Source organism: Rhodococcus sp. EPR-134 (genome assembly GCF_001647205.1).
In the GTDB taxonomy this organism is placed as follows: domain Bacteria; phylum Actinomycetota; class Actinomycetes; order Mycobacteriales; family Mycobacteriaceae; genus Rhodococcus_F; species Rhodococcus_F qingshengii.
The window spans coordinates 1-20,978 of sequence record NZ_LVCT01000306.1 but is presented as its reverse complement, the minus strand read 5'-3'; the positions used below and the strand labels follow the sequence as shown (position 1 = coordinate 20,978).

Genomic DNA, 20,978 nt, shown 5'->3' with positions numbered 1-20,978 from the left:
CCGAGGGTCTTGTGGACGGTCGAGGAGACGACGTCTGCGTACGGGACGGGCGACGGGTGCAGTCCTGCCGCAACCAGTCCGGCGAAGTGAGCCATGTCCACCCACAGGTACGCCCCGACCTCGTCGGCGATCGCGCGGAACGCCGCGAAGTCCTGCTGACGCGGGTACGCGGACCAGCCGGCAACGATGACCTTCGGCTTCTCGGCGAGGGCGATCGAGCGCACCTCGTCCATGTCGATGCGGTGATCTTCCTTGCTGACGCCGTAGGACGCGACGTCGTACAACTTGCCGGAGAAGTTGAGCTTCATGCCGTGCGTGAGGTGACCGCCGTGTGCAAGGTCGAGGCCGAGCAGCTTCTCACCCGGGTTCATCAGTGCCATCAGAACAGCAGCGTTGGCCTGTGCGCCCGAGTGCGGCTGAACGTTCGCGAACTCTGCACCGAAGAGTTCCTTCGCACGGTTGCGCGCCAGATCCTCGATGACGTCGACGTGCTCGCAACCGCCGTAGTAACGACGTCCCGGGTAGCCCTCGGCGTACTTGTTGGTCAGGACGCTGCCCTGAGCCTGCAGAACCGAGCGGGGAACGAAGTTCTCCGACGCGATCATCTCGAGCGTGTCGCGCTGACGAGCCAATTCACCAGCCATCGCCTCGGCGACTTCGGGGTCGAGTTCGGCGAGTGATGCAGAGTTGACGTCGGAGCCGGGCACAGCGGTCATCGAGGAATCTCCAAGCTGGATGCGGAAACGAATGCGTCCAGTCTACGAAGTTCGCTCCCGCCGTCTCCACCCGGCACTAGGCAGCACGCAGAGAGCTGGGGACCAGCGGCTCGTCGAGCAGCCTGCGGAAGCGTTCGGTGCGCTCCGCGCCCACCGGCACCTCGTCCAGCCAGCCCCCGAGCAGCCGGTATCCCTCGACATACGTGCTGGTGTATGCCCGCCACAGCGGCGAAGACAGGAACTTGAGCGATTGGCGAGCGCGTTCCGGCGTCGACAGCGACCCCCGTTCGAGGAACAGCGCCACGTCGTCGAGGCTGCGCCCCTCGTCGTGCAACATCAGCGCCGCATCCTGCCGGACACTCAGCAGTTGCCCCGACGCGGCGGAGAGCCGTTGCGCCTTTTCCCCGTCGAAAGACAAGCCGAGGTCGGCGTAGATGTCCTGCGCCCACAAACCCCAGTCCGGGCCGACAATCGCTTCCAGCGCCAAATCCGCGAGGCCTTCGGCCATGATGCACTGCGGCGTGTTGACCAGGAACAGTGTCTGCTCGAGCTGGCCCGAACCGACCAGACCGGCTTCCTTACGGCAATGCTCGGTGTGATGGCCGGGGTAGGACTCGTGCGCGATCAGCCGCGGCAGGTTGGCCATGAACTGCGGCAGATCCGAATTGATCGCAACCTTGGAGCGGTAGTCACCGAGGTAGTAGTTGAAGCCGGACCACGGCTTGTCCCCCACCACTTCGTATTCGACGGTTTCCGACGCGGGAAGCCCGAACGTGCCGCGGACCAGATCGCGCAGCGCACTCGACATTGCCTCGACGCATTCGTTCAGTTTCGCCGCGGGGATCTCGTCGGCCTTGCGATGCGCCTGCACCCGCTGCGCCAGCGGTCCCGGACCGGGCAGAACTTCACCCATCAACCGGTGAGCGTCGCTGTAGGCGTCCTCGTTTCCCTTCTCGATTCGGACGTCGAAGTACGCCTCGACCTCGTCCACGAAGCCGATGTCCTCACCCGCGAACTTGCGCCCGGAGCATTCCAGGGCGCGAAGGTGTACGTCGACGAAGTGGGCGCGTTCGGCATTCAGACCACTTCCGGCCAACTCGCCCCGCAATTCACGTGCCGTGCGGGCAAGTTCACGCGGATCGGGCTTCGGGGCGCTCTCGATCTGCTTACGCAGCGCCGGGTCACCGGTGAACGCGTCGACGAACCCGTCTTCGAGACGGTCGAAACCCAGTCCGAGCAGCAGGTATTGGCGAACAAGTGTGTCTGGATCCATAACGACCGAGCCTAGTCGCTCGCTCCGGAATGCCACCCGGCGAAAGTCCCGGACGTGGCACCGAGCACAATCCGACTATGCACTCGGATCGTGCGCACACGCGCCTGGCTTGCTCGCATAGCTGTTTCGTCCGCCGGGCCCCGGGTTCACTACGTGCCGGTGAGCTGGGCTGATGGCGCGCACCAACGAATCGAGTCCCTACGTCGAGTTCGACCGCAAGCAGTGGCGGACACTGCGTAAGTCGACGCCACTGGTGTTGACCGAGGACGAGTTGTACGGCCTGCGTGGTCTCGGCGAGCAGATCGATCTCGAAGAAGTTGCCGAGGTTTATCTCCCCCTTGCACGTCTGATCCACCTGCAGGTGGCGGCGCGCCAACGGCTGTTCGCGGCCACCGCGACCTTCCTCGGTGAGAAGCATCCCGACCGTCAGGTGCCCTTCGTCATCGGTGTCGCCGGTTCGGTCGCGGTCGGAAAATCCACGACTGCTCGTGTGCTGCAAGCTCTCCTGGCCCGCTGGGATCACCATCCGCGCGTCGACCTCGTCACCACGGACGGATTCCTCTATCCGACCAGGGAACTCCAGCGTCGGGGCATCATGCACCGCAAGGGTTTTCCCGAAAGCTACGATCGCCGCAAGCTGTTGCGCTTCGTCACCGAAGTCAAGTCCGGGGCGGAAGAGGTAGCGGCACCGGTCTATTCGCACACGTCGTACGACATCATCCCGGGCCAGTACCACCTGATCCGCCAGCCCGACATCCTCATCATCGAGGGCCTCAACGTCCTGCAGACCGGCCCGCGTCTGATGGTCTCCGATCTGTTCGACTTCTCGATCTACGTCGACGCCCGCATCGAGGACATCGAAGCCTGGTACATCCAGCGGTTCCTTGCGCTACGCAACACGTCGTTCGCCGATCCGAACGCCCACTTTCACCACTACTCCGGCCTCTCCGACCGTGACGCGACCATCGCGGCGAAGGAGATCTGGAACTCGATCAATCACCCGAACCTGGTGGAGAACATTCTCCCCACCCGTCCCCGCGCAACCCTGGTGCTGCGCAAGGACGCCGACCACACGATCAACCGGCTGCGGCTGCGCAAGCTCTGAGACGGCTCAGGCGCCGAACCGGCGGTGGCGCGCCGCGTAATCGCGCAAGGCTCGAAGAAAGTCGACTCGACGGAACTCGGGCCAGTACGCCTCGGTGAACCAGATCTCCGAATAGGCGCTCTGCCACAACAGGAATCCGGAGAGCCGCTGCTCGCCGGAGGTGCGGATCACCAGATCCGGATCGGGCTGTCCCGACGTGTACAGATGCCCGTCGATGCCGTCGACCGTGACGGCCTGGATCAGTTCGTCTCCGCTCAGGCCCGCACCGATCTTGTCGCGCAGGAGCGATTGGACGGCGTCGGCGATCTCCTGACGCCCGCCGTATCCGATCGCGACGTTGACATGTGTCCCGGTTCGGCCGCTCGTCCCCGCCGCCGCTTCCCGCAAGCGCCTGGACTGCTCGGGAGGCAGAAGATCGAGAGCCCCGACGATCTGCACACTCCAGTTCTTGCCGGGCCCGGAGATCTCTTCGACGACGTCGGTGATGATTTCGAGGAGGGTGTCGAGCTCTTCCGGCTCGCGGCGCAGGTTCTCGGTCGAGAGCAGGTAGATGGTTGCCATCTCGATTCCGGCGGCGTCGCACCACTCGAGCAATTCGGCAATTTTGAGCGCGCCCATGCGGTGCCCGTGACTGACATCGGTGAAGCCGTTCTCGCGAGCCCATCGCCGATTTCCGTCACACATCACGGCTACGTGCCGTGGGTGCGCGAGACCGTCGAGATGACTGAGGAGTCGTCGCTCGTAGATGCTGTACAGCAGTCCGCGCAGATTCACCGTGACATCACCATGGTGTCAAAGACTACGCCCGGCAGTGACAGCCACATGCGAGCGCCGTCACGCTTTTTGTACGCGTCGAAAACCCGCAGGTAGGTTATGCTACTGATGCGTAACCTACGGTACCGTAGGTTACGCGGTTCGCAACAGTACGGAACGAGAGGGGTTGCACATGACGGCATTCGGGCTCGACGAGCTTCCGGTCAAACCACGCATGCGCGGTTGGATCCATCTGTGGGCGCTCGGTGTCTCCGTCGTCGCGGGCATTGTTCTCGTCTCCGTAGCCGGCGCTCAGGTCGGCGCCAAAGCGGCTTGGGCGACCGCGATCTACAGCGTCACGATCTGCGGCCTCTTCGGCATCAGTGCGACGTATCACCGCATCCAGTGGCCGACGGTCAAGGGCCGTACGTGGATGAAGCGTGCGGACCATTCGATGATCTTTCTCTTCATCGCCGGCAGCTACACACCGTTCGCCATGCTCGGCCTCCCGACTCACACCGGCAAGATCATCCTCGCGATCGTGTGGGCAGGCGCGCTCGCCGGCGTCGCACTCAAGATGCTCTGGCCCACCGCCCCGAAATGGGTGGGAGTCCCGCTCTACCTGCTCCTCGGTTGGGCGATCGTTCCCGTGGTCGGTGAACTGACGCACCAGGTCGGTGTGGCGCCTATGGTGCTGCTGCTCGTCGGCGGAATCTTCTACAGCGTCGGCGCAATTCTGTACGCGACGAAATGGCCAAACCCGTGGCCCACGACGTTCGGGCATCACGAGTTCTTCCACGCCGCGACGGTCGTCGCAGCGATCTGCCACTACATCGCGGTATGGCTCGTCGTGTTCAACTGACTCGCCAGTTCCACCACCGTCGTCACCGGCCGATCACACACGAATCCGCGACAGATGTACGCGGCTTCACCACCGTCGACGAGGGGTCGATCTGCAAGCAGCGGTGAAGAATCCGGGGCACCCCCGACAACCACTGCCCCACCCGGCGCAAGCCGGCGGGCATCGGCCAACAGCGAACCTTCCCCGACGACGGCCACCTGTATCGGACCACGCAACGACGCTTCCGCCACCGCGAGCCAGTGCCCCGCCGACCGAGGCGCACGCTCGAGCGGCAGCGTGGCCCTCGCCAGCGCGTCCGCCGCGGCCTGGGCGTAACGAGAAGAGCGCTCGGCATCGGTCAACGCCGCTGCGGTCAACAGAGCCTCCGCGACGCTCGACGCACCGGACGGCGTCGCGCCGTCCAACGGGTCTCGGGGCCGAGTCACGAGCGACTCCGCGAAATCGGCCGTGTCGAACCAGCTTCCCGGCTCGGCCGGATCAGCGAAGTGGTCGACAGTGACGTCGAGCAACTGCTGCGCCGCATCGAGCCACCGCGCCAATCCCGTTGCCTGATATAGAGCCAGGAGGCCGGTGGCCAACATTGCGTAATCCTCGAGCACACCCGTCGGGGCGCCGACAGCCCCGCCGAGGGAAGCACGACGCAAGTGACCGTCCACCAGGTGAAGGTCGAGAAGAGCGCCTGCGCACTCGGCCGCCGCGGTGATCCAGTCGGGTCGGTCCAGGGCAAGTCCCGCTTCCGTCAAGGCCGTGACGGTCAGCCCGTTCCAGGCCGTCACCACCTTGTCGTCGCGGCCGGGCTGTGGACGCTGAGCCCGGACGGCGCGTAGAGCGTCGGAGACCGTCTGCCAGCGCGACCAGTCGTCGGGGTCACGGAGCAACTGCAGTACCGACGCACCCTCTTCGAAGGTTCCGGTATCGGTGACCCGGAACAACTCCGACGCCCACTGCCCGTCCTCCGCGCCGAGAATCTCGACCAGCTGCGTCGGCGTCCATACGTACGTGAGGCCTTCGACGCCGTCGGTGTCGGCATCGAGAGCCGAAGCGAAGCAACCGTTCTCGGTCAGCAGGTCGGAGAGCAGGAACCTTGCGGTCTCCTCGGTGACGCGAGTGGCGAGGTCCGATCCGGTGCGCCGCGCCCAGTGCGCGTAGAACCGCAGGAGCAGCGCATTGTCGTAGAGCATCTTCTCGAAGTGCGGAACCACCCACTCGGCATCGACCGAGTAGCGCGAGAAACCGCCACCCAACTGGTCGTAGATACCGCCACGTGCCATTGCTTCGGCGGTGCGCTCGATGCCGCCGAGGATCTCGCCCGAACCCGTTCGCTCGTACTGTCGGAGCAGCCCCTCCAGTAGTGCCGACGGTGGAAACTTCGGTGCCCCACCGAATCCCCCGCGCGGGACGTCCTCGTCGCCGAGGATCGACCGGCCCGCCGCGTTCAGCAGCTCGGCGTCGATGGGTGCTCCGCCGTACGGAATCCCGCCCGACGCGCGCTGAAGTTCCGTGACGATCGACTGCGCCGCGTTGTCGACCTCGTCGCGCCGATTCGTGAAGGTGTCGACTATCGCTTCGAGAAGCTGTGTGAACGAAGGCATTCCGCCGCGAGGCGTCGGCGGGTAGTACGTGCCGCAGTAGAACGGTGAACCGTCGGGAGTCAGGAAACAGGTCATGGGCCAGCCGCCCTGGCCGGTCATCGCAACCGTCGCATTCATGTAGACGGCGTCGATGTCGGGACGTTCTTCTCGGTCCACCTTCACACAGACGAAGTTCGCGTTCATGACGGCCGCGATCTCGTCGTTCTCGAACGACTCGTGCGCCATGACGTGGCACCAGTGGCACGCCGAGTATCCGATCGAGAGGAGAATCGGCACGTTGCGCTCGCGCGCCCACTCCATCGCTTCTTCGCCCCACTGTTGCCAGTGGACCGGATTGTCGGCGTGCTGACGCAGGTAAGGGCTCGAGGACCCACCCAGGTTGTTCCGCATCCGTGGGTCCATCGCCGCTACCTCGTTCGTCTCAGGATTCTTGCTTGGGCTTCTTCTCGGTAGAGACGTTGGGTTCCGCCGGGCTCGGAGCAGTGATTGCTCCCCGGTCGGTGCCTTCGTCTGCCTGCTGATCGAGTTCGGGATGATCCGGTTCGAACGTCTCCGGCAGCTTCTTGAGCTGGCGGTTCATCGACCGAACCAGGAGGATCACACCGATGAGCAGCGCAAGAATCACCAGCAGGCCGACCGGAGACGACTTTCCGAACTCCGGTCCGGATGGGTTACTCGGGGTCTGAGCAAGAAATTGTGTGGTGCCGAGAACTACCTCGGCGGACAGAGCATTCACTTCTGAGCGTCCTCTTCGAGACCTGCGAACAGGTCGGTTTCCGGAATGGACGTGGTGACCCGCGTCTTGGCGAGCTCGAATTCCTCGGTGGGCCAGATCTTCTGCTGAATGTCGAGCGGCACAGCGAAGAACGAACCGTTGGGATCGATCTGCGTCGCGTGTGCGCGCAGAGCATCGTCACGCTGGGGAAAGTAGTCGCCGCACGTGACCTGAGTGGTCACCCGGACCATCATGTCGCCGCGTTCGGTCTTCCACTTCTTGAGCCAGTCCGCCATCGGGAACGGCTCACCGCGACGCTCGTACTCCTCCTGGAAAAGTTCGAGGCGCTTACGGATGAATCCGTGCGAGTAGTAGACCTTCTTGATTTCCCACGGCTGACCGTCCTCGGGGAAGTACTCGGGATCGGCGGCGGCTTCGTAGGCTGCCATCGTCACGTCGTGGCACCGGATGTGATCCGGGTGCGGATATCCGCCGTTCTCGTCGTACGTCGTGACGACGTGGGGACGGAACTCGCGAATCACCTTGACCAGAGCGCGCGTCGACTCTTCGAGCGGAACGAGGGCGAAGCACCCTTCGGGCAGCGGCGGAAGAGGGTCGCCCTCGGGAAGCCCGGAATCGACGAAACCGAGCCAGCGCTGCTTCACGCCCAGGATGCGAGCGGCCTCGGCCATCTCCTCCTGGCGAACTTCGCTGATTCGATCGCGGACACCGGGAACGTCCATGGCCGGGTTGAGAATGTCGCCACGCTCACCCCCGGTGAGCGTCAGGACCATCACTTCGTGGCCTTCGGCTGCATAACGGGCGGTGGTGGCCGCACCCTTGCTCGACTCGTCGTCGGGATGGGCATGGACGGCCATGAGCCGGAATCCGCTCACGTGTTCGTTCACCTCAACTTCACCTGTAGCCGTTGCCGGCAGTTCACCTGTAGCCGTCACCGGCAGTCTTCGAATCACACGCTGTGCACCGCTCGGATTACTCCGGGCCGTTGCCGTCAAACGTACCGACTGCCGACAAACCTACCGACGGCGCGACGGGATACGTCCTCTATAGTTCCACCCGAGAGTTCCTGGCGCAGCCGTGACCCCTTCGGTAATCCGGCGGGACACAGTCAGTTGCTGCACGACACGCGAACTCGAGTCTTCGAGAGCAGAGTGATGAGCAAACCGCTTCCCCAAGATCGGTACCCGAGCACAACTCGCACGGGCAGTCCCCGCAAGTGGATGGTGTGGGCTCTGACCGCTCTCGTCATCGTCGTAGGCGGCGGAATCGCGTACTACGCGTACGGAAAATTTGCGGTCAAGGAAATCGAGACCGAGACCATCTCGTTCGACATCGCCAACGACTCCACGGTGAAGATCCGTTTCACCGTCACACGCGACGACTCGTCGCGTGAAGCGATGTGCATCGTGCGCGCACGCTCGAAGGACGGCTCCGAAACCGGTCGACGTGAGGTCTACGTCCCGTCGTCGGAACATCAGACCCTCGAGTTCAACACCGAGGTCAAGACGTCCCAGCCGCCAGGCATGGCCGACGTCTACGGCTGCAGCTTCGACGTTCCGGAGTACCTGACCAAGAGCTGACCTCGGAACGCACCCACCCTGCCGGACGTTTGACGCCGGACAGGGCGGGTAGTCATGCGTGATAGAATTGCCCGATACACGGTTCCGGGTGGAACCGTGTATTGCTGCATTGACGCAAGGTTTGACGGCAAGGTTGCATCCCTGGTGGTGCTTCTGTGTCGTTGTTCGCTGCTGTTGCAGCGATCGTCGAGGGAGCCCCCGGCTCCGACTACTAGGGAGTGATCGAGATGACCGAGACCCAGGTGACCTGGCTTACCCAGGAATCACATGACAGGCTCAAGAACGAACTCGACCAGCTCATCGCCAATCGCCCGGTCATCGCCGCCGAGATCAACGAGCGTCGCGAAGAGGGCGACCTGAAGGAGAACGGCGGCTACCACGCTGCCCGCGAAGAGCAGGGTCAGCAGGAAGCCCGCATTCGCCAGCTCCAGGAGCTGCTGAACAGCGCAAAGGTCGGCGAGGCCCCCACTCAGTCCGGTGTCGCACTGCCCGGATCCGTAGTCAAGGTCTACTACGACGGCGACGAGAGTGACACCGAGACGTTCCTGATCGCTACCCGCGAAGAAGGCGCACGTGACGCCAAGCTCGAGGTCTACTCGCCGAACTCACCGCTGGGCGGCGCGCTGCTCGAAGCCAAGGTCGGCGACACGCGTGAGTACAACCTGCCCAACGGCAGCACCATGAAGGTCACGCTGCTGAGCGCGGAGCCTTACCACAGCTGATCGGCTGTACCAGCTCTGAAAAGAAGCGCCACCCGACTCGGTCGGGTGGCGCTTCTTGCTCTGTCGACGCTCGCCGTTTCCTGCCCACTCACACCACGCGGCGAGCCTTCATGCCGGCGAAGATCGGGCCGACCTTCACCACGTCGCCGAACGTGGGTGCGTGAAGCATCTGACCGTTGCCGACGTAGATCGCCACGTGGCCGGGGCCGCCTGCCTGCCAGTTGCCGAACAACAGGTCACCGGGCTGCGCCTGATCCAGCGGGATCTCGACGCCGACACCCCACTGCGTCTCCGAGGTCCGGGGCAGAGTCACCCCGGTGGCCGCGTGGATCGCGTACGACGTCAGCCCCGAGCAGTCGAACCCGCCCATCGACGGCCCGTTGATGTTTCCGCCACCCCACACGTACGGCAATCCGAGAAACTTCAGACCGGCCTCGACGACGCCGCCCACCGCTGCGGCGAGGTTGTTGTAGTCGAAGGGCGCAAGCATCAGGGCGAACGAGTCCTGCAACGATTTGATCTGGGCGACGAACGGAGCGGCGACCGCCTGCTCCGCAGGAACCTCGCCCGACTTGTCTGCCGGAACGCCGCCCGCTTCGCGAACTGCGTCCGGCCCGACGTCGTAGGCAGCGAGCGCGAGGTCGACGGTATCGCCCTCGACCTCACCGGACTTCTGCCAGGACTGCGCTTGCTTCACGAGATCGCACAACCGGTATCCGGTTGTCATCACCGGATCGGCAACGCCCAGGATGTCCATCTTTCCGTCGCCGTCACCGTCCTTGCCTTATGCCGTCCACGCTGCGGTGGTGAAGCGGCCAGGCCCGCGCCCACCTTCCGGTGAGATGTCGGTATCGGGTCCGTACTTGAATCCGTTCTCGACCGAGTACAGCGAGGCGATCACCGCGGGCGTGATCTCCGAGCACAGAGCACCGGCCTTTTTGATCCACGGCGCGAACACTGCCACCGCTCCCACGGGCGCCAATGTCGCTCCCGGAAAGTTGGAGGGTACGGAAGGCACGATTCCCTCAGGTGTGTCCTGAGTTCGTGCCGGTCCGTTCCAGGCTGCAAGTGAGACTGCAGCATTCGAAGACTCGTTCTTCTCGACTTGTGCGGGCGCTGCGAGAGTTCCACTCATCACGCCCAGTGCGGTGCCGATCGACACAGCGATCGCCAGGACACCGACTGCCATCCGAACCTCCGATAAACCTCTGAAAATCCATGTACGTGGTCGTACCCGAAACTTGTCGGTGCGAACATCTACTGTTTCGAACATGCATTCGACACGGCTCAGTCTCGCGACTCCTGTAACCAATGTCTCATTTATCTCGGCGGGCGTTACGCAAATGACTACAGACGCCAAGGCTTTTCTCAGGTTCGGCGTGAAAGCTGAGTCCATGAGCGACGATCGGCCACGACCCGCCCGGGGACGCACTACGGTGTATCGACCCGTTCGCCTCGCCCTCGCAGCCACGGCTGTGGCGGGAGCACTCGCAAGCGGCGGACTTTCACTCGTTTCTTCTCCCACTGCCACGGCACTCGCGCCGGACACGTCGGCTTCTCACACCAAGAATCCCGTAGCGAAGCGGCCCGTCGTGGTCGTCGGATTCGGAACCCCGGACGCCGTCTCCAACGGTTCGTGAGTACTCCGCGCTCGGCCTCCGAGTGGCTCACGTGGGGGGTTCAGGCCCGGGTCGTCGTCACCGACCCTGAAGTCCTTCCCTCCGCGGCCAGCCTGGTTCGCGGGTACCTCACCGCTGCCGACGCCGCCACCAATCGAGATCGTGCCGACTCCGAGATTCGTACCTATGTCAGCGCCGCGAGCAACGTCGACGGCGTCGCCGTGACCCCGATGTTCGCGCACTTCCTCGAAGACGCGTTGGCTGTCGCACGACTGACCGACGGCAAACTCACGCCGACGGCCGGGTCGGCAGACCCTCACTCCTGGTGGAAGATTCGCGTCGAGAACAACCGCGTGTACAGCCCGGACGACGTCGTTCTCGATCTGTCCGCGACGGCCCGCGCCAGTTCAGCGGACCACTGTGCCGCGTCCACTGCGACTCTTCTCGGGTGTGGCGTGCTGGTCGGCCTCGGCGGGGACATCGCGGTTGCCGGCCCGGCGCCGGAAGACGGCTGGCAGATTCAGGTGCAAGACCTGCCCGGCGACCCGACCTGCCAGGTAGCACTTCCGTCCGACTGCGGGATCGCCACGGCCAGCACCGTCAAGCCACTGCACCGCGAATCGACGGCGACGCCGATGTGGCGCACGGTGTCGGTGATTGCATCCTCCTGCGCCCAGGCCGCCGCATTCAGTCGGGTTGCGGTCGGCATGGGCGGTTCGGCCATCGACTGGCTACATCAACTCGACGTACCCGCCAGGCTGGTCGACCAGGAGTACCGCGTGACGGTTCTGGGCGGCTGGCCTGACGAGTAACTCGCCTCAGTTCTGCAGTCGTACTGCGTAACCGGCGCCGTCGAAGGCCGTCAGAAGTTCCGCCTTGTTGTCCGGACCACGCGTCTCGACGGTGAGGAAGACTTCCACTTCGTCGAGCGCGAGTTCGCCACCGGTACGGGAATGGATGACATCGACCACGCTGGCGCCGTTCGCTCGAACCACTTCCAGCAACGAGACCAGTGCGCCCGGCCGATCGTCGATGGTGATGTGAACGCCGAGGAACCGTCCGGCCGCTCGCAGACCGTGCGAGATGACGTGCGTGAGAAGTAGCGGATCGATGTTGCCGCCGGAAAGCACGGCGCACACCGGCCCTGTCAGTCCCAGCTCCTCCGGAGTGCAGGTCATCAAGGCCGCGACGGCCGCGACGCCGGCCGGTTCGACGATGAGCTTGGCGCGTTCGAGGCACAGCAGGAGCGCTTTGGACAGCGCTTCCTCGCTGACCGTCACCACGGCGTCGACATGGGCGGCAACTTCGGCGAACGGAACCTCGCCCGGGCAGCCAACGGCGATACCGTCTGCCATCGTGGACATCGACGCCAAGGCGGTCGGCTTCCCGGCTGCCAACGACGCCGGCCAGGCAGCCGCGGTCTCGGCCTGCACTCCGACGATGCGGACCTGCGGGCGCACAGCTTTGACGGCTGCAGCCACTCCCGCGATCAAACCGCCGCCGCCGGTGGGAACGAGGATCGTGCCGACCTCAGGCAGTTGCTCGAGGATTTCGAGCCCCACAGTCCCCTGCCCCGCCACGACGTCCTCGTGGTCGAACGGGTGGACCAGAACTGCTCCGGTTCGGTCCGCGAATTCGCGAGCGGCCACGAGCGCTTCGTCGACAGTCGAACCGTGCAGGTGGACCTGAGCTCCATATGCCTTGGTGGCCACCAACTTCGGCAGCGGCGCACCCGTCGGCATGAAGACGGTCGACTTGATTCCCAATTCTGTTGCAGACCAGGCAACTCCCTGCGCATGGTTACCGGCACTGGCCGCCACCACGCCCGCTGCCCGTTCCTCTGCGGAAAGATTGGCAATGCGGTTGTACGCACCGCGCGGTTTGAAAGAGCCGGTGCGCTGCAGATTTTCACATTTCAAACTCACGGCGAAGCCGGTGGTTTCGGACAACACTCGCGAGGCCACGACCGGGGTGCGTCGCATGACCGGGGCGAGCAGTTGCTGTGCAGCCTTTATCTGTTCGAGATTCACGCATGCCTCCAGAAAGTGCGCCTCCACACCCTCGTGAGGTGTGAAGGCGCACTGCAGATTCGAAGTCGAATTACTGTAGAGCGAAGATCAGGACAGCGCTTGCTCGATGTCGCCGACCAGATCGGAGGCGTCTTCGATGCCGACCGACAGGCGAACCAGATCGTCGGGAACCTCGAGAGCGGAACCGGCCGTCGAGGCGTGGGTCATCGCACCGGGGAATTCGATGAGGGATTCGACTCCGCCGAGAGATTCTGCCAGCGTGAAGAGCTCGGTGCGCGAGCACAGGTCGAGAGCTGCCGCCTTGCCGCCCTTGAGACGGACGGAGATCATGCCGCCGAAGCGTCGCATCTGCTTGGCCGCGACCTTGTGCGACGGATGCGAAGCCAGTCCGGGGTAGATGACGCTGGCAACCGCGGGGTGGCCGTCGAGCAATTCGACGACCTTCTCCGCGTTGTCACTGTGACGCTCCATGCGCAGCGCCAGTGTCTTGATTCCGCGCAACGTCAGGAACGCGTCGAAGGGGCCGGGAACGCCGCCGGATCCGTTCTGCAGGAAGGCAAACGCGGTGTCCAGTTCTTCGTCGTTGCAGACGAGAGCGCCACCGACCACGTCGGAGTGTCCGCCGATGTACTTGGTCGTGGAGTGCAGCGCGATGTCGGCACCGAGCTGCAGCGGCTGCTGCAGGTACGGCGAGGCGAAGGTGTTGTCCACCACGATCTTTGCGTTGCCCTCGTGGGCGACCTCGGCAAGGAGCTCGATGTCACCGATATTGAGCAGCGGGTTCGTGGGCGTCTCGACCCAGACCAGCTTGGTGTTGGACTTCATCGCCGCGCGCACCGCATCGACGTCGGACACCGGAGCCGGGGTGTACTCGATCCCCCACTGCGTGAACACCTTGTCGATGAGACGGAAGGTTCCGCCGTACGCGTCGTCGGGGATGACCAGGTGATCGCCGGGTCGAAGTACCGAACGGAGCAGGCAGTCGGTGGCCGCCATTCCCGAACTGAACGCTCGGCCGTAGGTTCCGGATTCGAGCGCGGCGAGGTTCGCCTCGAGTGGGCGACGGGTGGGGTTACCCGTTCGCGCGTACTCGAAGCCACTGCGCATTCCACCGACGCCGTCCTGGGCGAAGGTGGAACTCGCGTAGATCGGCACGTTGACCGCACCGGTCAGCGGATCGGGTTCGTAACCCGCATGCACCGCTTTCGTGGAGAAACCCTGCCAGCTGATGTTGTCGGCCTTGCTGCGTTGCTCACTCATGGTCCCCAGCCTAATGGCGCCGGTGCCGGCGCAGGAATCCGAACTCAGGAATCCGAACTCAGGAAACCCAGGAGATCGTGGCGCGTGATGACACCGACCGGCTTGCCGTCGTCGACGACCATGAGTGCGTCGGTGTCCCCGAGCGCCTTCGTGGCAGCCGAGACCGGCTCGCCGGAACCGATGAGCGGGAACGGCTTGCTCATGTGCTTCTCGACGGAATCCGCAAGGTGCGCACGGCCTTCGAAGACCGCGCTCAGCAGATCCCGCTCGGACACACTTCCGGCGACCTCGCCCGCCATGACCGGCGGTTCCGCACCCACGACGGGCATCTGGGACACGCCGTACTCGCGCAGGATCTCGATCGCATCGCGCAGGGTCTCCGACGGGTGGGTGTGAACGAGGTCCGGCAGCTCGCCCGACTTGCCACGCAGAACGTCGCCGACGGTGGGGACGTTGGTCTTGCCGTCGAGTGGGGTGCGCAGGAATCCGTACGACGCCATCCACTGATCGTTGAAGATCTTGGACAGGTAGCCGCGGCCACCGTCCGGGAGAAGGACGACGATCAGGGCGTCAGGACCCTCACGCTTGGCTACTTCGAGGGCAGCGACGACGGCCATACCGCAGGAACCGCCGACCAGCAGTCCCTCCTCGCGGGCGAGGCGACGCGTCATCTCGAAGGAATCGGCATCCGAGACGGCGATGATCTCGTCCGGGATGGACGGGGCGTATGCCGACGGCCAGAAGTCTTCGCCGACGCCTTCGACCAGATACGGACGACCGGTGCCGCCGGAATAGACGGAGCCCTCGGGGTCTGCGCCGATGACCTTGACCTTGCCGCCCGAAACTTCCTTGAGGTAGCGGCCGGTGCCGGTGATGGTGCCGCCGGTGCCGACGCCCGCGACGAAGTGCGTGATCTTGCCGTCGGTGTCGGCCCAGATCTCGGGGCCGGTGGTCTCGTAGTGGCTCTCCGGTCCGCCCGGGTTGGAGTACTGGTTGGGCTTCCAGGCGCCGGGGATCTCACGGGTGAGACGGTCGGAGACGCTGTAGTAGCTGTTCGGGTTGTCCGGCGCGACGGCCGTGGGGCACACGACCACCTCGGCGCCGTAGGCGCGCAGGACGTTGCGCTTGTCTTCGCTGACCTTGTCTGGGCAGACGAAAACGCACTTGTATCCACGCTTTTGCGCCACGAGCGCCAAGCCGATTCCGGTGTTGCCCGAGGTCGGCTCGACGATGGTGCCGCCCGGCTTCAGTTCACCCGAAGCCTCGGCTGCGTCGATCATCTTGACGGCGATGCGGTCCTTGGAGCTACCGCCAGGGTTGAGGTATTCGACCTTGGCTGCCACCGTGCCGAAGTTTTCGCCCGTGACGGACGTGAGCTTGACGAGTGGGGTGTTGCCGATGAGGTCGACGACGTGTTCCGCGATGCGCATTCGTCCATGTTCCCAGATGAAAGAAAACGGTGCGCGCGGACGTCGGGCGAAGGTGGTGCAATCCGGCTAGATTGGCAAGTGTGAGTCGAACCGGACTGAAAGCGTCGGTGGCCACGGTGGTGGCCGGATCGAGTGCAGGCACGCTCTCCTGGTTGGGCTACAACTATCTGATGTCGCAGGCGGGGGCGGCCCGCGGGGTGATCGGTCGCAATATCGCCAAGCCACCCGAGGCGGACGGGGTGTACGCGCCCGGCGCCGACAACCCGGAACTCTGGTGGCGGGCCGTGCCCTTCGATCTCCACTTGATGATCTTCGGCGATTCGTCTGCGGCCGGCGTGGGCGCGCTGACGGCCTCGGAAGTTCCGGGTGTTCAGGTCGCGAAGCTGCTTGCGAGTGAAACCGGGAAGCGAATCCGTTTGAGCACCAAGGCCATCGGGGGCGCCACCTCCCGCGGGTTGAGTGGGCAGGTCGACGCCATGTTCGTCGCCGGTCCTCCCCCGGACGCTGCGGTGATCCTGATCGGCGCCAACGACGTCACCGCCAAGAACGCGATTCACGCGTCGGCTAAACGCCTCGGCGACGCGGTTCGACGCTTACGCGAGAGCGGTGCCGTCGTTGTTGTCGGCACCTGCCCGGATCTGGGGGTGGTCACGGCGATCCCGCAACCTCTGCGCTCCGTGGTGCGCGAATGGGGCCATCGCCTCGCACTCGCCCAGGCGGCCGCGACCAGAAACGCCGGGGGTCATCCCGTTCCACTGGCCGACCTGCTGGCCAAGGAATTCCTGGCCTCGCCCGACACGATGTTCTCGGCCGACCGTTTCCATCCGTCCGCGGCCGGATACGAACTCGCGGCGAAGCAGATCGTCCCGGTTCTCGCGTCGGCTCTGGGTGAATGGCAGGGTGGCCCGCTACCCGAGCTCCCCCACGTTTCGGAGGCGGCGCAAGCCCGCACCGTCGCGGCCCGACTGACGGCGGCGGCAACCCAGTGGAAAGCCTTCGCGAGACGCACAAAACCTGCAGGTCAGCGCCCCGACGTCAACTGAGTGAGACTGCGTGACCACCATCTGGGAGCGGCAACGTAAATTGTAAGTCGAAGCTGCATTCAACTTGCCCTGCTCGACGGCGTTTCAAGCCGCCCCACGAGCAGTACACAAAAGGAGTTTTCATGCCCGAGGCAGTAATCGTCTCAGCAGTACGGTCGCCCATCGGCCGCGCAATGAAGGGTTCGCTCAAGGACATCCGCCCGGATGACCTCGCAACTCAGATGGTTGCCGCCGCGTTGGCAAAGATCCCCGAGCTCGACCCCGCCGAGATCGACGACCTCATGCTCGGTTGCGGCCAGCCCGCCGGCCAGTCGGGCTTCAACATCGCCCGAGTCGTCGCCGTTCAGCTCGGCTACGACTTCCTCCCCGGTGTCACGGTCAACCGTTACTGTTCCTCCTCTCTGCAGACCACCCGCATGGCGCTGCACGCCATCCGCGCAGGCGAGGGCGACGTCTTCATCTCCGCAGGCGTCGAGTCCGTCTCCAGCTTCATCACCGGCAACGCCGACGGCCTCCCCAACACCAAGAATCCGCTCTTCGACGCAGCGCAGGCCCGTAGCGCCAAGCTCGCCGAAGGTGGAGTCGCCTGGACCGATCCTCGCGAAGAGGGCCTGATCCCCGACGTGTACCTGGGCATGGGCCAGACCGCGGAGAACGTCGCTTCCGCCACCGGAATCACCCGCGAAGACCAGGACCGCTGGGCAGTTCGCAGTCAGAACCGCGCCGAGGAAGCCATCGCTCGCGGCTTCTTCGAGCGTGAGATCACGCCCGTCACGCTCGCCGACGGCACCGTCGTCTCCAAGGACGACGGCCCCCGCGCCGGCACCACCTACGAGGGCATCAGCGGCCTCAAGCCCGTCTTCCGCCCCGACGGCACCGTCACCGCCGGCAATGCCTGCCCGCTCAACGACGGCGCAGCCGCACTGGTGATCATGTCCGACACCAAGGCAAAGGCACTCGGCCTGACCCCGCTCGCTCGCATCGTCTCCACCGGCGTCTCGGGCCTGTCCCCCGAGATCATGGGCCTCGGCCCGATCCAGGCCGTCAAGAACGCCCTGAAGATCGCCGGCAAGTCGATCTCCGACATCGACCTGTTCGAGATCAACGAGGCATTCGCAGTGCAGGTCCTCGGATCCGCTCGCGAACTGGGCATCGAAGAGGACAAGCTCAACATCTCCGGTGGCGCGATCGCGCTGGGTCACCCCTTCGGTATGACCGGTGCCCGTATCACCAACACCCTGATCAACAACCTGCAGGAGCAGGACAAGACCTTCGGCGTCGAGACCATGTGTGTCGGCGGCGGACAGGGCATGGCAATGGTGATCGAGCGCCTCAGCTGATCCCCTGAGCACGTCGAAAGCGGCCGCCCGGCTTCTGCCGGGCGGCCGCTTTCGTGTGGTCGGGTTTCAGGTAGTCGTGAACTTCCGAGCAAAACTCCCCAACTCGCGAATCAACTCTCGCGCAGCGTCGTCCTCACGCTGCACGGCAGCGCGAGCTTCGTCCGCCCATCCGTGACGGAGCAGTCGTTTGGCGGCAAGGACTGCCGGTCCGACGTTGGCGGCAATCTGCTCGGCGCTCTCCCGAGCACGGCTGTGAACCTCTTCGGCCGGTACGGCCACGTTCGCCAGTCCGTAGTCGGCCGCTTCGACGCCGCTGAGCCACCGCGCCGACAGGATCAGCTCGGCGGCGCGCTGTGTTCCGATCACCTTGGGCAGCAACCAACTACTGGCAGCTTCGGGAGCGGTACCCAGCGAGGTGAACGGTGCACGCAGACGTGCGTCCTCGGCAACGTAGACGACGTCGCAGTAAAGCAGCATGGTCAGGCCGATGCCGACGGCAGCGCCGTGTACCGCGGCGATCAATGGCTTCGGGAACTCCACCAGCGCGACGATCAGCGGCGCGAATGCGTGGCCGAAGTCGGCGTTGTCTGCGCCTGGTTCGGCGAGTGCGCGTAGGTCGACGCCACTGGAAAATGCCTTGCCTGCGCCCTCGACGATCACCACGGCCACGGCTTCGTCCGACGCCGCGTCGTCGAGCGCTTTGGTGAACGCTCGAAAACCGGCTGCATCAAATGCGTTCAGGCGACTCGGATTATTGAAGGTCAGCGTTCGCACTGCTCCGGCATCCGCGACCAGGATGGGTTCAGAGGTGTTTGTCGACATTCGCTCCCCTTCCTTCCAAACCAAGCAGTTGCTAGTTATCCAAGCACCGTAACCGTCCACAGACGACAAAAGAAGGGCCCCTCGCGGGGCCCTTCTTCGTGTTCCGGAGCGACTCGAGAACTAGTCGTTGTTGAAGTAGCTCAGCAGACGCAGGATCTCGACGTACAGCCAGACCAAGGTGACGGTGAGGCCGAATGCGACGCCCCAGGCTGCCTTCTCGGGCGCCTGTGCGCGGATCAGCTGATCAGCGGCGTCGAAGTCGAGCAGGAAGCTGAAGGCTGCGATGCCGATGCAGACGAGGCTGAAGATGATGGCGAGCGTTCCGCCGTCACGCAGTCCCAGTCCGCCCTCGACGAAGAAGCTCGCGACGAGGTTACCGAGGGCCAGAACGACAACGCCGATCAATGCGCCGATGATCATTCGCGTCAGACGCGGTGTCACCCGGATCGCACCGGTCTTGTAGACGACCAGCATGCCGAAGAACACGCCGAACGTTCCGAGGACTGCTTGCGCGATCAGTGCGGATCCGCCGACGCCACCGAATTGAATATCAGTGAACATGAACGACAGCGCACCGAGGAACAGACCCTCGGCGACGGCGTACGCCAACACGATTGCCGGGTTGTCCATCTTGCGGCCGAACGTAGCGACCAGAACCAGAACGAGGCCGACGAGACCGCCGCCGATGACCAGCGGGGTAGCGAGGTCGACGTTGTTGTTGACCAGGAAGTACGACACCAGTGCCGAGATCGTCAGCACACCGAGCGTGATGCCCGTCTTGGTGACGACGTCGTCGATCGTCATGGCCCGCGAGGTGGGACCGGTCTGGTACGGCTCGGCCGGAGCGTACTGCGGCTGACCGAACTGCTGGGTTGCCTGCGAGGCGCCCGCCGTCGCAGATCCGAACGAGGCGTATCCGTTGCCCTCTTGCTTGGGCAGATTGCGGAACACCGGGTTGCTGGTGGTGCGCACCGTGATCATCCCTTCATCGTGGTGGCCTACGACGGGTGCGTCGCGGGTTCGCCGGACGGATCCGAGTTTCCGACACGGTCCGTGTACCTGACTAAAAGTAAAGCACTCGTAATTTACAACGTCGAAGCTTCGGTTGTAGTTCCCGGCGCATTTCCGGAAGATCAACACTCTTCGACACTCGTCCCTTTTCGATACTAGGACGGTTTGACCGACTTCATCACGATGAACTTCGCGTTCTTCGCCATCGCCTCGCTCGGACCCACCGCGGCTTTCAACGGTTCGCGATACCCCAGATGCGCGTTGTGAACAGTCCACAACTCGCCACCGGGACGCAGGACACGGCCGGCAGCTTCGAACATCTTGAGTGCTCCGCCGGTGTGGACCGCCGCGCCGACGTGGAACGGCGGGTTCAACAGAACCAGATCCGCGCTCGCACTGGGCAACGAACTCACGGCGTCGTCGCGCAGGCCGCTCACTCGATCGCCGACGCCATTTGCGGACGCAGTCGCCAGAGCCGAAGCGACGGCTGCCGAGGACTGATCCGTTGCGATCACGTGCACGTCCGGGAACTTCCGCGCGATCGCCGCCGCGAGAATGCCGCTGCCACAACCCAGATCGATCACGTCGCTCAGCGGATCGACCGCAATCTTTCCGAGGTTCTCCAGGAGCAACCGGGTGCCGATGTCCAGGCTCGCACCGGCAAACACTGCGCCGTGAGCAACGACGTCGAGGTCGAACTCTTCCAGGCGCTCGGCCATCGGGAACGTGACGACGACCTCGGCCTTCGGTTCCGAAGCCTTGAGTACGCGGGACTTCTGACGCCCACGCGAGGCGCTGACGTCGGAAAACGATTCGCCGAGAACCTTGTTCATCGCCGGGGTGATGTGCTTGTCACGCCCACCGGCGAAGACACGAACCGCCGGGTCGGCGTGAAGCGCGATCAGCTGGGCGATCTCGGCAAGTTCGGCGAGGCTACGCGGCAATTGCATAAGCACGACGCGGGCGCCGCTGAGCAACTCCTCGTCCAGTCCGTGCGAGGTGAAGGCGTCACTGAATCCGAGTTCGCGCGCATTGTTCGCGAGGGCCAGCTCTCCGGTGAGCGGATCCTGGTGAACGCGCACGG

20 protein-coding genes and 1 pseudogene are annotated in these 20,978 nt (G+C 64.4%); 8 read left to right on the top strand and 13 right to left on the bottom strand.

Annotation, left to right across the window (positions count from 1 at the left end):
• Positions 1 to 716, bottom strand: a 716-nt coding sequence (locus tag A2J01_RS14080; RefSeq protein ID WP_156519276.1) for a serine hydroxymethyltransferase, incomplete at its 3' end; no start/stop codon positions are given.
• A 76-nt stretch (positions 717 to 792) separates the two neighbouring features.
• On the bottom strand, positions 793 to 1,989 hold the full coding sequence (locus tag A2J01_RS14075) for a hypothetical protein (RefSeq protein ID WP_064112923.1): 1,197 nt from the start codon (positions 1,987 to 1,989) through the stop codon (positions 793 to 795).
• Positions 1,990 to 2,161: 172 nt separating this feature from the next.
• Between A2J01_RS14075 and coaA the strand changes: the two genes are divergently transcribed.
• The gene (gene coaA, locus A2J01_RS14070; RefSeq protein ID WP_003945270.1) at positions 2,162 to 3,094 is read left to right on the top strand and encodes a type I pantothenate kinase; all 933 of its coding nucleotides are present in this window, start codon (positions 2,162 to 2,164) and stop codon (positions 3,092 to 3,094) included.
• Between the two features lie 6 nt (positions 3,095 to 3,100).
• Here the strand turns inward: coaA and A2J01_RS14065 are convergent, their stop codons facing one another.
• Positions 3,101 to 3,868: an isoprenyl transferase gene (locus tag A2J01_RS14065; protein WP_003945211.1), complete on the bottom strand. Its 768-nt coding sequence runs from the start codon at positions 3,866 to 3,868 to the stop codon at positions 3,101 to 3,103.
• 172 nt (positions 3,869 to 4,040) lie between these two features.
• On the opposite strand from A2J01_RS14065, the gene trhA reads away from it, so the two are divergent.
• Entirely contained in the window at positions 4,041 to 4,709 is a 669-nt protein-coding gene (gene trhA / locus A2J01_RS14060; RefSeq protein WP_064112922.1) for a PAQR family membrane homeostasis protein TrhA, read from the top strand.
• Here the strand turns inward: trhA and A2J01_RS14055 are convergent.
• From A2J01_RS14055 to mca, 3 genes are read right to left on the bottom strand one after another with little or no spacing between them, the layout of a single operon-like run.
• Positions 4,676 to 6,703: a thioredoxin domain-containing protein gene (locus tag A2J01_RS14055; RefSeq protein WP_064112921.1), complete on the bottom strand. Its 2,028-nt coding sequence runs from the start codon at positions 6,701 to 6,703 to the stop codon at positions 4,676 to 4,678. The genes trhA and A2J01_RS14055 overlap by 34 nt on opposite strands.
• Positions 6,704 to 6,722: 19 nt before the next feature.
• The gene (locus A2J01_RS14050; RefSeq protein ID WP_007726381.1) at positions 6,723 to 7,037 is read right to left on the bottom strand and encodes a hypothetical protein; all 315 of its coding nucleotides are present in this window, start codon (positions 7,035 to 7,037) and stop codon (positions 6,723 to 6,725) included.
• Positions 7,034 to 7,912, bottom strand: coding sequence for a mycothiol conjugate amidase Mca (mca, locus tag A2J01_RS14045; RefSeq protein WP_064112924.1), 879 nt, complete (start codon positions 7,910 to 7,912; stop codon positions 7,034 to 7,036). The genes A2J01_RS14050 and mca overlap by 4 nt, the downstream gene beginning before the upstream one ends.
• A gap of 279 nt (positions 7,913 to 8,191) precedes the next feature.
• On the opposite strand from mca, the gene A2J01_RS14040 reads away from it, so the two are divergent.
• Together A2J01_RS14040 and greA are read left to right on the top strand one after the other, a co-directional pair.
• Positions 8,192 to 8,617, top strand: coding sequence for a DUF4307 domain-containing protein (locus A2J01_RS14040; RefSeq protein ID WP_007726384.1), 426 nt, complete (start codon positions 8,192 to 8,194; stop codon positions 8,615 to 8,617).
• Between the two features lie 227 nt (positions 8,618 to 8,844).
• Positions 8,845 to 9,339: a transcription elongation factor GreA gene (gene greA / locus A2J01_RS14035; protein WP_007726385.1), complete on the top strand. Its 495-nt coding sequence runs from the start codon at positions 8,845 to 8,847 to the stop codon at positions 9,337 to 9,339.
• Between the two features lie 88 nt (positions 9,340 to 9,427).
• Here the strand turns inward: greA and A2J01_RS35100 are convergent.
• Positions 9,428 to 10,528, bottom strand: a pseudogene (locus tag A2J01_RS35100) (C40 family peptidase).
• Between the two features lie 205 nt (positions 10,529 to 10,733).
• On the opposite strand from A2J01_RS35100, the gene A2J01_RS14020 reads away from it, so the two are divergent.
• Together A2J01_RS14020 and A2J01_RS14015 are read left to right on the top strand one after the other, a co-directional pair.
• Positions 10,734 to 10,979 (top strand): hypothetical protein, encoded by a 246-nt coding sequence (locus A2J01_RS14020; protein ID WP_231915785.1) that lies wholly within the window; start codon positions 10,734 to 10,736, stop codon positions 10,977 to 10,979.
• On the top strand, positions 10,976 to 11,770 hold the full coding sequence (locus tag A2J01_RS14015; RefSeq protein ID WP_003943281.1) for an FAD:protein FMN transferase: 795 nt from the start codon (positions 10,976 to 10,978) through the stop codon (positions 11,768 to 11,770). The genes A2J01_RS14020 and A2J01_RS14015 overlap by 4 nt, the downstream gene beginning before the upstream one ends.
• A gap of 6 nt (positions 11,771 to 11,776) precedes the next feature.
• Here A2J01_RS14015 and ilvA read toward each other — a convergent pair whose 3' ends face one another.
• From ilvA to A2J01_RS14000, 3 genes are all read right to left on the bottom strand, one after another.
• Positions 11,777 to 12,940, bottom strand: a complete 1,164-nt coding sequence (ilvA, locus tag A2J01_RS14010; RefSeq protein WP_228402296.1) for a threonine ammonia-lyase — start codon at positions 12,938 to 12,940, stop codon at positions 11,777 to 11,779.
• A gap of 135 nt (positions 12,941 to 13,075) precedes the next feature.
• Positions 13,076 to 14,248, bottom strand: a complete 1,173-nt coding sequence (locus A2J01_RS14005; RefSeq protein ID WP_064112917.1) for a cystathionine gamma-synthase — start codon at positions 14,246 to 14,248, stop codon at positions 13,076 to 13,078.
• A 44-nt stretch (positions 14,249 to 14,292) separates the two neighbouring features.
• Positions 14,293 to 15,678, bottom strand: a complete 1,386-nt coding sequence (locus A2J01_RS14000) for a cystathionine beta-synthase (protein ID WP_064112916.1) — start codon at positions 15,676 to 15,678, stop codon at positions 14,293 to 14,295.
• A 71-nt stretch (positions 15,679 to 15,749) separates the two neighbouring features.
• On the opposite strand from A2J01_RS14000, the gene A2J01_RS13995 reads away from it, so the two are divergent.
• Both A2J01_RS13995 and A2J01_RS13990 read left to right on the top strand, forming a co-directional pair.
• Positions 15,750 to 16,721, top strand: a complete 972-nt coding sequence (locus A2J01_RS13995; protein ID WP_042448870.1) for an SGNH/GDSL hydrolase family protein — start codon at positions 15,750 to 15,752, stop codon at positions 16,719 to 16,721.
• Positions 16,722 to 16,843: 122 nt separating this feature from the next.
• Positions 16,844 to 18,061 carry an acetyl-CoA C-acetyltransferase gene (locus A2J01_RS13990; protein ID WP_064112915.1) on the top strand — a complete coding sequence of 406 codons (1,218 nt, stop codon included), beginning with the start codon at positions 16,844 to 16,846 and terminating at the stop codon, positions 18,059 to 18,061.
• Positions 18,062 to 18,127: 66 nt separating this feature from the next.
• Here the strand turns inward: A2J01_RS13990 and A2J01_RS13985 are convergent, their stop codons facing one another.
• The 3 genes from A2J01_RS13985 to A2J01_RS13975 all read right to left on the bottom strand — a co-directional run.
• Entirely contained in the window at positions 18,128 to 18,883 is a 756-nt protein-coding gene (locus A2J01_RS13985) for an enoyl-CoA hydratase/isomerase family protein (RefSeq protein WP_058037251.1), read from the bottom strand.
• Positions 18,884 to 19,003: 120 nt separating this feature from the next.
• A complete protein-coding gene (locus A2J01_RS13980) occupies positions 19,004 to 19,855 on the bottom strand; it encodes a Bax inhibitor-1/YccA family protein (protein ID WP_003943280.1) in 852 nt (283 codons plus the stop codon).
• 194 nt (positions 19,856 to 20,049) lie between these two features.
• Positions 20,050 to 20,978: class I SAM-dependent methyltransferase (locus A2J01_RS13975; protein WP_064112914.1), on the bottom strand; the 929-nt coding region annotated here is incomplete at its 5' end.